Genomic DNA, 13,906 nt, shown 5'->3' with positions numbered 1-13,906 from the left:
GAGAAAGACATGAAGTCGCACAATTTGAAGGTTTTGGGCGCACTGCTACTGGCCACGATGGGGGCTGCGCACGCTGAAGAGGATGTCGAGGGCATGAGCGGGATGCTGAACATCAGCGGGTCCATGCATGAAACCCCGTGCAGCCTGGAAATGACATCGCTGCATCAAACCATCGATCTCGGCGCCGTTTCGACCAGCCAACTGCGACGCCCTGGTGATCAGGCCAGCCCGGTGGCCTTTCAACTGCGCTTTGCCGATTGCCAGCGCAAGGCAGGCGGCATCCGCAGTGAACGTACCGGGAACCTGGTGTGGAGCGCCTTTCAACCCGTGGTCTCAGTGGCGTTTTACGCGCCCGCCGATGCCGATGACACACGGCTGGTCAAGGTGCAGGGCATCACCGGTATGGGCCTGCACCTTACCGATGCCTTGGGGCGAGATGTACAGCTGGGCTCAAGGGGTGAACCCCTGTTTCTTCCCCTGGGCAGTAATACCCAGACCTGGAAGGTCCAGCCCACACGCACTTCCGCTCAATTGACCAGCGGGGCATTTCGGGCCGTGGTGGATTTCAGGCTCAATTATGAGTAAGGGCACAACGATGGTGAAGTCAACCGGCCCGCGGGCCGTTCTTATAGGAGGCGGCCTGTTGTGGGCCGCAAGCCAAGGTGTACTGGCTGAGACCAGCCTGACCATTCGCGCGGTCATCATTGCGCCTCCGCCCTGCGTCATCAACGGCGGCAGTACGCTGGACGTGCCTTTTGGCAATGATCTGCTGACATCGCGGGTAGATGGGGTCAATTACCGGCGCGGTGTGCCTTATACCGTCACCTGTGATTCCCCCTTCAGCAATGCACTGACGCTGGAGCTCAAGGGCACAGGCGCTGCGTTTGACGGCACGGTGCTGATGACGCGCAAGGCCGACCTCGGCGTAAAACTGTTCGTCAATGGCGCTGACTGGCCGTTGAACCGGGCGGTGAATTTTACCTATCCCAACTTCCCGGTCGTACAGGCGGTGCCCGTCAAACGGGCGGGCAGCACGCTGACGGGAGGGGCATTTGATGCGACCGCCACGCTGGTGGTCGATTATCAATGAAGAGGAATGACCAATGAGATGCTGGCAGCGGCGAGCATTGCTCGCCTTGTGTTCCATCGGCCTGTGCAGTGGTGCGTCGGCCAACCTGACGTTCAGCGGAACGCTGAACGAACCTCCGCCTTGCACCATTGATGCAGGCAACGTGATTGAGGTCGATTTTGGCGATGTGGGCGTAAAGCGCGTGGACGGCGTGAAGTACCGCAAGGCGGTGCCTTACACGATCAACTGTGGCGCGGCCACCCTCCCCTGGGAGCTGAAGCTGAGCATCAACGGGACGCCCACGGCGTTTGATGGCGCAGCGGTGCAGACCAACGTGGCAGCGCTGGGTATCCGGATTTTTCAGAATAACGTGCCGTTCCCGCTCAATACGCCAATGGACATCGTCTTGTCGTCACCACCGACGCTGGAAGTGGTACCCGTCAAACAAGCCGGTGCAACGCTGGCCCCCGCACGGTTTGCAGCGGTGGCCACGCTGTTGGCTGAATACCTGTAGGAGCCACGTCTATGCGACATGAAATGGATCACAAAAGATGGGCATGTGCCTGGCTGGTGTTACTGCTGACTGTCGGGTTGGCACCCAAGGGCAATGCAGCAGACAACTTGAGTTTCAAGGGCAACCTGGTTGAAGAGGCGTGCACGATTCGCCCCGGTGACGATGCGATCACGCTGGAACTCTGGGACGTGACCAGCAAGCACCTCTACATCAATACGCGCACACAGGGTAAGGGGTTCAAGGTGCATCTGGAGAACTGTGACACCACGATTGGAGACTCGGTCACCATCATGCTCGGCGGCACGGAAAACACAAAGTTGCCTGGCTTGTTCGCGCTGGATGGTGGCAGTGGCGCCACAGGTGTCGGGCTCGGCATAGAAACCCCGAACAACAAACCGTTACCCGTCAATACCGTCAGCGACAAGCAGGTGTTGAGCACCGGCAGCAACGTGATTGAGCTCAAGGCCTACGTGCAGGGTGAGCCGGATGCGATCAGGGATCAAACCATCGGGCACGGCAGGTACACGGTGACCTCCACTTTTACTCTGGACTACCCGTAACAGTCCCAGACAAACTTCATGCCTCTGCCTGGGCGGCTTTAAAGTATTTCCTGAATATTTTAGAGCAACGCTTGGGTGAGGTGTAACGAGAGATCAAAATGAAACAACTCTATGGCGCGATTGCGCTTCTCGTTCTGACAAGTATATCCACAACAGCAAAAGCAGTTGATTGCCGTGTTAATGGCGGGGGATGGATAACGGTAGGTGGTGGTGGAGTAATCAATTTGCAGGTGCCTGTAAACGTGCGACTGGACACGGCGCAAAACCGAATCCTGCTCGAAGGGGCGAGGCTGGAATGCCGGTATACCATTGGCCCTCAAACACCCTCCTGGGCAGAGGACTATTGGGCAACGGGCAACGGTTCACCCTGGACGCCAGGGCCCAAATTCACTCAAGAGGGTACCGGCTTGCGCATAAACGGGACGTTCCGCAACACCCCAGTTCCGATCGGAATCCGGGCAGCCACCATGCCTGACAACGCGGTGACTTATCCGATCGATATAACACCTTATATTTTAATGCGTAACACGCCGGGTAGTCCTATCGATATACGGATAGGCGATAACCTCGGAGTATTGCGTATGGTCCAGACAAACAACACAGGCAGTGGTTCGGCGCAACTTACTGTGACCTATACCGCAAACAATAACTTCACCGTTTCCCCATCGACCTGCACGATCAATAACAACAGCCCAATTGTGGTTGACTTCAACAACGTCCATCAACGCCAGATAGGCACTGACCCGCTGACCAGCCCGATTCGCAGTAACCGCAGGCTCACTTACTCGTGCCCGGACGGCGGAATAACCAGCCCCATCACCATCACCTATAAAGGCACACCGTCCTCATTTGACTCGCGTCTGTTGAGCATGACCAATGCGGACGTCGGCACGGCGATGATCCGTGCGGGGGCTGCGGTTCCAGTCAACGGCAGATTCGTGACCCAAATCACCAACAGCACCGGCGGGGACGACGTGACGTTTTCTCTGGTGCGGCGAAATGGCTCACTGCCTGCCGCCGGGGCGGTCAGCGGGAGTGGTGTTCTGGTCATGGGCGTGCCGTAAACCAGGTTCCGGATAAAGCGGTGCAGTCGAGGCGTTTATTCTCCGAGACTGTGCCGCTGGCAGATGGCTATAATCTTGCGCAACCGCCCCACGACAGTGTCAGCGCCCCTCCAACACCCTCGACGACGACCTCACCATGAACAAGATTCTGGCACTGACCGCAGCACTGGTACTGATGACCGGCTGTACCACCACGTCCGACACCTACCTTAAAAATGGCGAGCAAGGCCTGACCATCGATTGCTCGGGCGAAGCCAATTCATGGGCCAGTTGCTATGAAAAAGCCGACGCGTCCTGCGCAGGCACCGGTTACCGCATCGTCGGCACCGAGGGCACGCCGTCCTTGAAAGAAGATGACAAAACCCTGGGCAAAGACGTGGGTAATTACAAAAGCCGCAGCGTCGTGGTGGTTTGCAAGTAGGCCGCCAGGCTAGAGGTGGATTTCGGCGAACTTGATGCCGAGTCCGCGCAGGATTTCGATCAAGTCGTCCAGGCGCGGGAAAGACTCGACCTCATCCTGCTCATCCACCAGAAAGTAACTGCGCCCTCCACTCTTCTTGAAAAATACGATCCACTCGCCCAGGTCAGCCGGGTTCTGGATGACATGGGTGGCCGAGATCTGCCCTTCGGCATGGCGGGCTTTAACAACTTCACGTTTCATCAGCGCATTCCAGATAAAGACAAATGCCGCGCAGGCAAAAAAAGCCTGGCGCTGCAAACGCAGGACCAGGCTTTTTTATCGGATTCAGGTGCATGGGATAAGCCTGAGGGCTCAACCGGAAATGCAATCCTCGCCGGCTTTCTTGATGTCGCCTGGGCGGATCGGCACATTGGACATGCTTTCATAAAGCTTGATGCTACTGCCGCTGGAGCGTTCCTCGATTTCAAAAATCGCTGAAGGGTCGGCCGAGAATTTCTGCGGCACGATCACCTGAATACCATCCTTGTGCGGTTCAATCTGCGGCGGGCGGCGGGTGTCAGCGAGCTTGCGCACCACACAGGCGGCGTATTCCTGTGGTTTTTTCCCAGAGATGACCACCAAGGTGGGCGGGGTCTGCTTGATATCTGCAACCGAAGCACATCCACCTATCGCCAGGGCCAGAACCAACACACTCCACTTCATACTTAAACCTCCGATAAAGATCCTACGACAGCGTAGAGAGTACTTTTCTCCCGCCTCTGTAGGATTTATCTCTGAAAACTTGGAAAATAACTGTTTTAAATTGTCGATGTCATCGACGGCGGCGCGATAATAAACGCGCTGGGGCTGATAAACTCCATCTTATCCTACGTATTGTTCTGATTTTTCAGAAAAAAGCCCTTCTGGAGACCTCCCATGAAATTCATCCACCAACGCGAGCACCTCAACGAGGGCGACATCGTTGTCATCGAATGCTCGCAGACCTGCAACATTCGCCTGATGAGCGACGCCAACTTTCGAAGCTTCAAGAACGGTGGGCGCCACACCTACCACGGCGGCGCTTTCGATCAGTTCCCGGCCAAGATTACCGCACCCAGTACCGGTTTCTGGAACATTACCCTCGACGTCGTCACGCGCCGCGCCATCAGCGTTACCCGCAAGCCGGCGCTGTCCCACAAAATCCGCATCGTTCGTCGCACCAGCTCCAAACTGAGCTGATCTGCACACCCGACAGGAAAAAAGCTGTGACCACTACCACCAAATACGTCATCAAGTACAAGCTCAACGGCGAACGCCGCTTTGAGTTCGCCCAGTTGCAGAGCAACAGCGTGGAAGAAGCCAAACAAGCCCTGGCGAAAATTCACGATGCCAGCGACGAAATTACCGATATCAATGTGAGCAAGGCGCTGTAAGCCATGCACGGCCCGACTGCCGATTTGTTCGCCGAGGCTGCCTTGCAGCAACCTGCAGGGCGCGAACACATTGGCGAAGAGGCCTGCGTACTTCGCGGCTACGCCCTCCCCTGGATCGAGCGCATTCTGCCTGAACTACGGCGGGTGCTGGCCCAATCACCCTTTCGGCAGATGGTCACGCCCGGCGGCTTCACGATGTCGGCGGCCCTGAGCAGTTGCGGTGCGCTGGGCTGGACGACTGACAGCGCCGGTTACCGTTACACCCCTCTTGATCCACGAAGCCAGCAGCCTTGGCCGGCAATGCCCGATACCTTGCGCCAATTCGCGGCACTGGCGGCAATGGAAGCCGGCTTCCCGGGTTTTTCTCCCGACGCCTGCCTCATCAATCGTTATGTGCCCGGCGCGAAGATGTCGCTGCATCAAGACAAAAACGAACGGATCTACAGTGCTCCGGTGGTCTCGCTCTCGTTGGGCCTGCCGGCGATTTTTCTGTTCGGCGGCCATGCACGCAGTGACAAAACCGAAAAGATTTCACTGTTTCACGGCGACGTCGTGGTCTGGGGCGGCGTCGATCGCCTGCGCTTTCATGGGGTCATGCCGATCAAAGAAGGCGTGCACTCGGTCATGGGGCCGCAACGCATCAACCTGACGTTTCGCACTGCCGGTTAATTTGACCGCAAGCTTCAGAGTGCCGCAAACCCTCAGCGCAGATAATCTGCCGGTGAATCCAACAGAGTGCAGGCCATGTGCAACGATACAGATCCACGCTGGGCCGCCATTGTCGCCCGTGACGTGAAAGCGGATGCGTTATTTGTTTATGGCGTGAAAACCACTGGGGTTTATTGCCGCCCCAGCAGTGCCTCGCGCTTGCCACGCCCGGAAAATATCGAGTTTTTCGACAGCCCTGCGCAGGCCGAAGCGGCGGGTTATCGCCCCAGTAAACGCGCTGCGGGCGATCAGACTCAATTGGCAGCACACCGTGCGCAAATCGTGGCCAACGCTTGTCGGCAAATAGAACACGCCGAAACACCTCCCCCTCTCGAAGAACTCGCTCGTACAGCCGGGCTGAGCCCCTTCCATTTTCATCGCATATTTAAATCGGTGACCGGCCTGACGCCCAAGGGCTACGCCAGCGCCCTGCGTTCACGCAAGGTGCGCGATAACCTCAAAGGCGCGCATTCGGTGACGGATGCGCTGTATGACGCGGGCTTCAACTCCAACAGCCGCTTCTACGAGTCCGCCGGCCAACTGCTCGGCATGAAGCCCCGCGATTACAAGGCCGGCGGTGTCAATAACGAGATTCGCTTTGCGGTGGGGCAATGCTCATTGGGCGCGATTCTGGTGGCGCAGAGCCAAAAAGGTGTGTGTGCGATTCTGCTCGGGGATAACCCGGACGCCTTGTTGCGCGACCTGCAGGACCAATTTCCCAAAGCCGAACTGGTGGGGGCGGATCGGGATTTCGAACAGTTGATCGCCCAGGTCGTGGGCTTTATCGAAGCGCCAGCCCTGGGCCTGGACCTGCCGCTGGACCTGCGCGGTACGGCGTTTCAGGAACGGGTGTGGCAGGCGCTGCGTGAAATCCCCGTGGGCAGCACCGCCAGTTACGCGCAAATTGCCCAACGCATCGGCGCGCCCACATCCTTTCGAGCGGTGGCCCAGGCCTGTGGCGCCAACAGCCTGGCGGTAGCGATTCCCTGCCATCGCGTGGTGCGCAGCGACGGCGAGCTGTCGGGCTACCGCTGGGGCGTGGAGCGCAAGCGGCAACTGCTGGAGCGGGAAACAACGCCCTAACGGATACCGATGTAAACCTGTGCCTGGTTGTCCGCCTGGTACAGCTCAAAGTCGGTGACAAACGCACGCGCCTCAACATCCGGCTGTTCGAAATACGCCCAGACCCGCTGCCAGGCCTGGATGATGGCGTCGGGCATCGGCCCTTGGGCTTCAAATACCAGGTAACGTCCCGGCTCGATCACCAGGCTCTCAAAACCTTGCGCCGGGGCGTGGGTCGATACGCCGGCGGTCACATCGAACAGGCCGTGCGCATCGGATTCGTAGCCGCTGTAAACCCCGTAGACCGGCGACTCGGGCTGCTTGCCGGGGATCTTCTCGTAAACCCCTTCACCAAAAAAACGCTGCCACATCGGGCCGATTTTCGCGCTCGACACCTGCATTTCGTCGGCATTGCGCGTGCGCACTTTTAACCCGGACACCCGGATCGCCGCGACTTTCTGTTCCTTGATGGTTGGCAAAGCGTCTCTCCTTTTAAAGCATCAGCTTGCGTTTTCGAAATTCGGCGACCTTATGCCGGTTGCCACACAGCGCCATGCTGCACCAGCGGCGCTTGTGAGCCTTGGTCCGGTCATAAAACCACAGGATGCATTCCGGGTGTTCGCAGCGGCGAATCAAATTGAAATCCCCGGCCACCAATAAATTAGCGGCTGCCTCGGCAATCGGCGACAAAAATTGTTCAGCCGTCTGCTGCTTGCGCTGGCGCTCAAGCTGAGGCGCGCCGGCTGCCGGCCACACCAATTGCGGATGGCTGACGGCCTTGCGTAAAAAACTGTTCAGGGCTGCGGGGTTACCCGGCTGGCCGGCCTTGCGTGCTGCCACCAGTTCACGGACCACCTCACGTAACGTCCGCGCAGCGCTGAGCAAATCGCCCTCCTCGAATGGAGGAATGTCGCCCTCCTTCACCCACTCCAGGCGCACCAGCCAGCGCTCAACATCCGCGTCGACCTTCCAGAAGTCCCACGGCACACCGTCGATATTTGCCAGGGTGTTGAGCATGTCCAGTACAGGATCATCGGCCAGGACATACGGGTCCAGCGGCGTGGTTGTGGAGAGTGTAGTGGTCATGGCGGGTCCTCTTGAGCGCTAGCGAATGGTAACCGCTATTGCTGGATGTGACCAGTTACGTGACAACTTTTTATAACCTGATAAATTGATTTGACAGGTTACATAATTCAGCGCAGCTTTTAAAACCAGTAACCCGTAATACCCACTTATCAAGTTACTAAAGGTGCGCAAATCATGTCTCTCCTAACCCCGGTTGTTCGCTACCACCACGTCGATGTCGATGGCGTAAACCTGTTTTATCGCGAGGCCGGCGACCCTGCCGCCCCTGTCATATTGCTGCTGCACGGCTTCCCCAGCTCCTCGCACATGTACCGCGACCTGATCCCGCTGCTCGCTACGCGCTTTCGCGTCATCGCCCCGGACTTGCCGGGTTTTGGCTTCACCGAAGTGCCTGCAGAACGCGGTTACCACTACAGTTTCGACAACCTGGCCATCACCGTCGGCCACTTCGTCGATGCGTTGAAGCTCACACGCTATGCCTTGTACGTCTTCGATTACGGCGCGCCGGTCGGCTTGCGTCTGGCCGTGGCTCATCCAGAGCGGGTCAGCGCGCTGGTCTCGCAAAACGGCAATGCTTATCTGGAGGGGCTTGGCGATGCGTGGGCGCCGATCCGGGCTTATTGGGCCGAACCGAGCCAGGCCAATCGCGAGGTCATCCGCAACGCAGTGATCAGCCTTGAAGGAACGCGCTATCAATACCTGCACGGTGTAAACCAGCCAGAGTTGGTCGCACCCGAGTCGTACATGCTCGATGTACTGCTGATGCAACGCCCTGGCAATGACGAAATTCAGCTGGACCTGTTCCTCGATTACCGCAACAACCTCACGCTCTACCCGGCATTCCAGGCGTTTTTCAACACCACACAAGTGCCAACGCTGGTGATCTGGGGTCAGAACGATCCCTTCTTCATTCCACCGGGCGCCCATGCCTATAAAGGCGACAATGCAAATGCTGTCGTCGAACTGCTGGACACTGGCCACTTTGCACTGGAAACCCACGCCGCTCATATCGCCGAACGGATTCATGCCGTACTCGGTTCGAAAATCGACTAACGGCAGCGCACGAAACGCGACCTTCGTCCAGTGAATAAAACAGACTGGCCGGGTGCCAAGGGCCCTGTTAAAACAGCGAAACGCCTTACTAACGCTGGAGACGGATCCCATGAGCAGCACCTGGCCAGACACCCGAATTCTCGACCTGTTGGGCATTGACCTGCCCATCATCCAGGCCCCCATGGCGGTGGGCACGACCACCGCAATGGTCATCGCCGCCAGCAAGGCCGGCGCACTCGGCTCATTGCCAGCGGCCGCGCTGACCCTTGAACAATTGCGCGAAGCCCTGACCACCCTGCGCGAGGCGGGCGCGAAGCCGCTCAACGTCAATTTCTTCTGTCATCAACCGCCGGCGGTTGATGAAGCGCGTGAGCGTCGCTGGAAGGATTTGCTCGAACCTTACTACCGGGAACTGGGCGCCGACTTTGACGCGCCCACGCCCGTGTCCAACCGCGCGCCGTTTAACGATGATGCGTGCAAGGTGATTGAAGAATTCCGCCCCGAGGTGGTGAGCTTTCACTTTGGCCTGCCGGAGAAATCCCTGCTGGAGCGGGTCAAGGCCACTGGAGCCAAGGTACTGTCCTCGGCAACCACGGTGGAAGAAGCCGTCTGGCTGGAACAGCATGGCTGCGATGCGATTATCGCCATGGGTATTGAAGCAGGCGGGCACCGGGGCCTGTTCTTGACTGACGACCTCAACACCCAGATCGGCCTGATGGCGCTGGTACCGCAAATCGTCGACGCCGTGAGTGTGCCGGTGATTGCGGCCGGGGGTATCGGCGACGCACGTGGCATCGTCGCGGCCTTTGCCTTGGGGGCTTCGGCCGTGCAGATTGGTACGGCTTACCTGCTTACACCAGAAGCCAACGTCACCGCCTCCCATCACCATGCGCTGCGCACTGCCCAGGCCAGCGAAACCGCGCTGACCAACCTGTTCACCGGCCGCCCGGCCCGGGGCATCGTCAACCGGGTGATGCGTGAATTGGGCGCGATTAACCCTGCGGCGCCGGCATTTCCAACCTCCGGCGGCGCCTTGATGCCACTCAAAGCCAAGGATGAAGCCGGTTTCAGCAACCTGTGGTCGGGCCAGGCCGTGGGTTTGCGGCACAATTTTACCAGCGCCGAATTAACCTCCTGGCTGGCAGCGAAAACACTTGAGCAACTTGGCAGGCAGCGAGGTTAACCCAGTGCAGGCTCAGTGAGTGCAAGGCCGCTGAGCCGATGTTCCTGAACCGGCGCCAGCACCGCAAAACGCTGGCGGCGCAAGGCAGTGATGCTGTATACGATCCTGGCGAACAGTTCATTGCTGTCTTCATACGGACGGCACGCCATGATCAACGAAAAAAAACACTCAGGTTGTCGCACAGTATCCATGGAGCGAATCAACTTCAGGCCGACTCTGAAGAGCGCGCGAGCTGTGCTTGGGGTCAGCCGCTCGTATTTGGAAGCCACTTTGTGGCGCGCTTTGCGCTCCTGGTGCCGGGCCAGGGTTTCATAAAGGCGCGTCAACACCTGCATGTCACAGAGCTCAGCAGTGGCTTGATCACCTGACAGATAGTGTTGCAGTTGTGCCTTCATCAGTGGAGGCCATGCGTCGTCCTCAATGCCCGCGCGCCTGGCAACCCAGTCAATGCAGTCTTCCTGGGCGCTGTTGGTGCTGGCTAACGGGCTAATGACGCCCTCCTGCAAGGCTTCCAGATGAGCCAGGGTGTGCGCCACCATCTCCGCCTCTTCAGTCAGCACCCCGTCCATCAACTCTTGATACCCCTCCAGCGACTCCTGTTGCCAGGCCCGCAGAAAGCTCAGCATTGTCGCTCGCAACTCACCAATCGCCGGTACGCCGATGGTTTGCCGCAACAAGCCCTCAGTCACATCAACTAGCCCGGCGAGGTTACTGACCTGGGTCAGCAGGTCGGCCTGGTCAAAACCACCCGGTTCGTTTGAAGAAAGCACCGACACAGGCTGCATTTGCAAAAAAACCGCGCTCCATACGCGCTGAATCTGATCTCGCAGGCTGTTGATCATCCGCGATGGCAACGCTATGACGCTGTAACCGTCCCGGCCGAAAAAGCTTCCCCAACTGACGCCCAGCGGGAACAACGTATCGACCTCAACGCTCGCCTGGCTGAAGGTTATGTAACATTTGTAGATCACCAGTTTGCCTTCCAGCGCGGGCAAGCTGCGTAAACAGGATACCCACTCGTCAACCGAGCCTAAAAACGCACGTCCAACCATCGTCGAATCCAGGTGGCCCAGGGTGAAATCAACGACCGCAGCATCGCTCTGATTCCTCACCGATAACGCAAAGTGGCTCTGGGGAAAAGGGTCACTGGGTTCGGCAAAAATCAATACACCAATGGCTTGGGTTTCCCAATACTTGCTGCGCAGAAAGTCCGAGCAGCTTTTGGATTCAGCGTAACCGCAACTGACCGAAGCGCTCAGGTACCCTGCGTATTCAGCCTGTTTGCGGTCAGCGTTATAGGCCTGCTCCAAACGTCTGCGCAGGTCAGCCAGCCAAAAAGACACCGGTAGAAAGGCGTCCGACTCACTGACACGCTCCAGCTTGATCGGCACATCGTAGGACCTGGGAGCCGTGAGGACTGGCACAATCGCCTTGCCGGCCAGTGTGGATTGCTTAAGGAGTACGCGCAGCTTGGCGTTTGCGTTGCTGATATCCGCCCCCAGATCAACCATTGCAAAGAGCACACCCAGTTTGCATTCATGGGCATAAGCGGCAAAGTCCTCTGGCCGATCCGCCTCCTGCGCCAAGGCATAGTTAAGGCCGACATCGGCGATATTGGCCAAAAAGCGCGCCGCACCTGACAGCAGCAAGCCCCCCACTGCACTCACAGGCCCCACGGCAGCCACGACCAGCGCTGCGACGGCACGCGTCGCGCTCTTGAACATGCCCAACTGCGCTCTACGCCGTTCTTCATCAGAGGAGAACACCGCATAATTGACCTGTTGTCTTATTTCCATAAACGCAGCATGACGCAGCTCATCGTTGACATCCCGTGTTTCACGGAACGAAATAGGCTCAGGTGGAAATCGCCGGTAGTGGTAAGCGTAACGCTTCTTTTGCGGGAGAAAATCAGCGCGCTCGAGCATGCTCCCTTGGCGATTGGCCATGTGCTCGACAATAAACCGCATCAGCAAATCCGAAGGTTGCCCCTTGGCGCTGCTGGGCTGCCAAGCCACCCACTTCAACTCGGCTGCGTTCAGCGATACCAACAAAGCCTTCTGCGAATCGAATTTGAGCACGATCACATTCGGAACCACTTCGTTATTGAACAATAACAACCGAGGTTTCAACTCGCCACGCAAGTAACGAAAAGCACAGCTGCACAAATCATTATCGGTGCCATCACCTTCCGCCAGATAACGCCCCACTCTGACGCGGGCGAGCGCCTGGCAGGTATCCGCGAAGAGCTTTGCGTAATCCGGGGCGTTGGACAACGCGTCGATATCCGCAACGAAGTCTGCCAGCAACGTATCTCTCAACCCCGTCAACGCTTCGACCTGCACAGAAGACAAGGCCTCACCGCGCACGTGTACCGCACTGACAACCTCCTGAAAATACGCACGCCGCTGCGGCTCACCCAACAACACCTGCTCGAAAGAAAAATATTTGTAGCGCGGCGGCACGTAAGCCGTGACGTTCGGCGAATAGACAGGCAAACCGATCAGGTATTTGAACCGGAAGCTGCGCTCATTTTTGAATTCATTGCGGGTTGCCTCAGGCAAACCTGATTTGACCAGGCAACGCTCGACAAGTGATTGGATGTAGGTCTTGTTGAGCTCGAGTTTGCTGGCGCTACTCATCAGGTTGCTCCATTTGCGCCACGCGACGGGCGCTTTCTGCGCCGGCGCGTCAACCCTCAATGCGCTGCGCCAGCGCGTGAGTTCACGCGCGCTGACGTGCAGTTCAATCTGTAGCTGTGAAGCATCACATCGAACAAACCATTGGTTCGTTTTACCGGCCTGCGGCGCTATGGTGCCGTCCTCCATCAATTCACCGTAATGGATGAATGGGCTGCGGTAGCTCATGTAGACGCCGACATAAAAGTGCCAATCGGCCGGGGTTTCCCGCCGCAGGTGCGGAATCTCCAGGACATAGTGTTCGTCAGTCGCGTTGCCGGGAATATTGCGCAGGCTGACTTCAATCACCTGATCGGCATCCAGCGCCTCGTCCGGCGGTTCCAGAGTGCTGAGTTTCCAGCGTGGATAGATACTGAAATCGGCATCAATAATCGACTCATCGAAACCCTTGACCCACAGCTCGTTCTTGCCGGGGCTGTCGGAATAACGGATGCGATCCCCCGAGCGAACACCTATGCGCATACCCGGCCAGGCGTTGGCAATGGCTTTGGGCCAATCACGGGGCCCCAATGCAATCAACGGCACGTCCAGCCAGATTTCCGCAAGCACGCGCAAACTGGCGCCCCACACGGAAAACAACACCACTTCGGTCTTGAGCAAACTTCTTTGCGGCAACTCCAGATTGCATTTCACCCAGGGTGTATCGCGCACCTGCCCAGCGGCCCGCAGGCTATTCAGAAAATACCGGTGGGGTAGCAGGCGACGGGCAGCGTGTTGGTAAAACTTCGGGTGCAGAACCGTGACCGTTAACTTGCTGCTCGACTGACCCTTTCCTGCATCAGCCTTCCAACTGAAGCGGTTGTCGAGGATTTGCCACAGAGGCATCAGTTCACGCTCAATAATCAATGCTGGCTCTTCGTTTTCCAGCACCCTGAACTCCACCAGCACCAACGACTGGCCTGTGATCATTGCTTTTGCATCGGCGTCCAGGTCGGATGCGCTCAACTCCTTTTCCAGCCACGCCGTTACGGAGGCTTCACTGCTTCTGAAGTCTTTCGCGCCGGTAACAATGTAGGCGTATTCCTTGTCCAAGACGCTCTTTCCTTTCCAATTGGCTGCGTGCAACTGCACGCCCTGA

At 57.9% G+C, this 13,906-nt stretch carries 17 protein-coding genes; 12 read left to right on the top strand and 5 right to left on the bottom strand.

The window, feature by feature from the left end; all coding sequences use genetic code 11:
* Positions 1-9 precede the first annotated feature (9 nt).
* From AB4P94_RS21605 to AB4P94_RS21580, 6 genes are all read left to right on the top strand, one after another.
* Positions 10-585: a fimbrial protein gene (locus AB4P94_RS21605; RefSeq protein WP_395607357.1), complete on the top strand. Its 576-nt coding sequence runs from the start codon at positions 10-12 to the stop codon at positions 583-585.
* Between the two features lie 10 nt (positions 586-595).
* A complete protein-coding gene (locus AB4P94_RS21600) occupies positions 596-1,090 on the top strand; it encodes a fimbrial protein (protein WP_395607356.1) in 495 nt (164 codons plus the stop codon).
* Between the two features lie 13 nt (positions 1,091-1,103).
* Positions 1,104-1,583, top strand: a complete 480-nt coding sequence (locus AB4P94_RS21595; RefSeq protein WP_395607355.1) for a fimbrial protein — start codon at positions 1,104-1,106, stop codon at positions 1,581-1,583.
* A gap of 11 nt (positions 1,584-1,594) precedes the next feature.
* Positions 1,595-2,143, top strand: coding sequence for a fimbrial protein (locus AB4P94_RS21590; RefSeq protein ID WP_395607354.1), 549 nt, complete (start codon positions 1,595-1,597; stop codon positions 2,141-2,143).
* Between the two features lie 98 nt (positions 2,144-2,241).
* The gene (locus AB4P94_RS21585) at positions 2,242-3,207 is read left to right on the top strand and encodes a fimbrial protein (protein ID WP_395607353.1); all 966 of its coding nucleotides are present in this window, start codon (positions 2,242-2,244) and stop codon (positions 3,205-3,207) included.
* A 136-nt stretch (positions 3,208-3,343) separates the two neighbouring features.
* Positions 3,344-3,628: a hypothetical protein gene (locus tag AB4P94_RS21580; RefSeq protein ID WP_395607352.1), complete on the top strand. Its 285-nt coding sequence runs from the start codon at positions 3,344-3,346 to the stop codon at positions 3,626-3,628.
* Positions 3,629-3,637: 9 nt separating this feature from the next.
* On the opposite strand, the gene AB4P94_RS21575 is transcribed toward AB4P94_RS21580, so the two are convergent.
* Together AB4P94_RS21575 and AB4P94_RS21570 are read right to left on the bottom strand one after the other, a co-directional pair.
* Positions 3,638-3,868 (bottom strand): hypothetical protein, encoded by a 231-nt coding sequence (locus tag AB4P94_RS21575; RefSeq protein ID WP_078742598.1) that lies wholly within the window; start codon positions 3,866-3,868, stop codon positions 3,638-3,640.
* Between the two features lie 111 nt (positions 3,869-3,979).
* Positions 3,980-4,330, bottom strand: a complete 351-nt coding sequence (locus tag AB4P94_RS21570) for a hypothetical protein (protein ID WP_395607351.1) — start codon at positions 4,328-4,330, stop codon at positions 3,980-3,982.
* Positions 4,331-4,543: 213 nt separating this feature from the next.
* On the opposite strand from AB4P94_RS21570, the gene AB4P94_RS21565 reads away from it, so the two are divergent.
* The 4 genes from AB4P94_RS21565 (at position 4,544) to ada (ending at position 6,831) form a co-directional block, all read left to right on the top strand.
* On the top strand, positions 4,544-4,846 hold the full coding sequence (locus AB4P94_RS21565; protein WP_003230751.1) for a DUF1883 domain-containing protein: 303 nt from the start codon (positions 4,544-4,546) through the stop codon (positions 4,844-4,846).
* Positions 4,847-4,872: 26 nt separating this feature from the next.
* Positions 4,873-5,040, top strand: coding sequence for a hypothetical protein (locus AB4P94_RS21560; protein ID WP_167496692.1), 168 nt, complete (start codon positions 4,873-4,875; stop codon positions 5,038-5,040).
* A gap of 3 nt (positions 5,041-5,043) precedes the next feature.
* Entirely contained in the window at positions 5,044-5,709 is a 666-nt protein-coding gene (alkB, locus tag AB4P94_RS21555) for a DNA oxidative demethylase AlkB (protein ID WP_395607350.1), read from the top strand.
* Positions 5,710-5,784: 75 nt separating this feature from the next.
* Complete coding sequence (ada, locus tag AB4P94_RS21550; protein ID WP_395607349.1) at positions 5,785-6,831, top strand: bifunctional DNA-binding transcriptional regulator/O6-methylguanine-DNA methyltransferase Ada; 1,047 nt, start codon at positions 5,785-5,787, stop codon at positions 6,829-6,831.
* Here the strand turns inward: ada and AB4P94_RS21545 are convergent.
* The gene (locus AB4P94_RS21545; RefSeq protein ID WP_395607348.1) at positions 6,828-7,289 is read right to left on the bottom strand and encodes a GyrI-like domain-containing protein; all 462 of its coding nucleotides are present in this window, start codon (positions 7,287-7,289) and stop codon (positions 6,828-6,830) included. The two genes, ada and AB4P94_RS21545, sit on opposite strands and share 4 nt — an antisense overlap.
* 13 nt (positions 7,290-7,302) lie before the next feature.
* Positions 7,303-7,896, bottom strand: coding sequence for a CGNR zinc finger domain-containing protein (locus AB4P94_RS21540; protein WP_395607347.1), 594 nt, complete (start codon positions 7,894-7,896; stop codon positions 7,303-7,305).
* 174 nt (positions 7,897-8,070) lie between these two features.
* On the opposite strand from AB4P94_RS21540, the gene AB4P94_RS21535 reads away from it, so the two are divergent.
* Both AB4P94_RS21535 and AB4P94_RS21530 read left to right on the top strand, forming a co-directional pair.
* The gene (locus AB4P94_RS21535) at positions 8,071-8,949 is read left to right on the top strand and encodes an alpha/beta fold hydrolase (protein ID WP_395607346.1); all 879 of its coding nucleotides are present in this window, start codon (positions 8,071-8,073) and stop codon (positions 8,947-8,949) included.
* A 109-nt stretch (positions 8,950-9,058) separates the two neighbouring features.
* The gene (locus AB4P94_RS21530; protein WP_395607345.1) at positions 9,059-10,132 is read left to right on the top strand and encodes an NAD(P)H-dependent flavin oxidoreductase; all 1,074 of its coding nucleotides are present in this window, start codon (positions 9,059-9,061) and stop codon (positions 10,130-10,132) included.
* On the opposite strand, the gene AB4P94_RS21525 is transcribed toward AB4P94_RS21530, so the two are convergent.
* Positions 10,129-13,860 (bottom strand): hypothetical protein, encoded by a 3,732-nt coding sequence (locus tag AB4P94_RS21525; protein WP_395607344.1) that lies wholly within the window; start codon positions 13,858-13,860, stop codon positions 10,129-10,131. The genes AB4P94_RS21530 and AB4P94_RS21525 overlap by 4 nt on opposite strands.
* Between the last annotated feature and the right edge of the window lie 46 nt (positions 13,861-13,906).

This window comes from Pseudomonas sp. B22129 (assembly GCF_044218875.1).
In the GTDB taxonomy this organism is placed as follows: Bacteria; Pseudomonadota; Gammaproteobacteria; order Pseudomonadales; family Pseudomonadaceae; genus Aquipseudomonas.
This window is presented reverse-complemented; position numbering and strand designations above follow the sequence as displayed.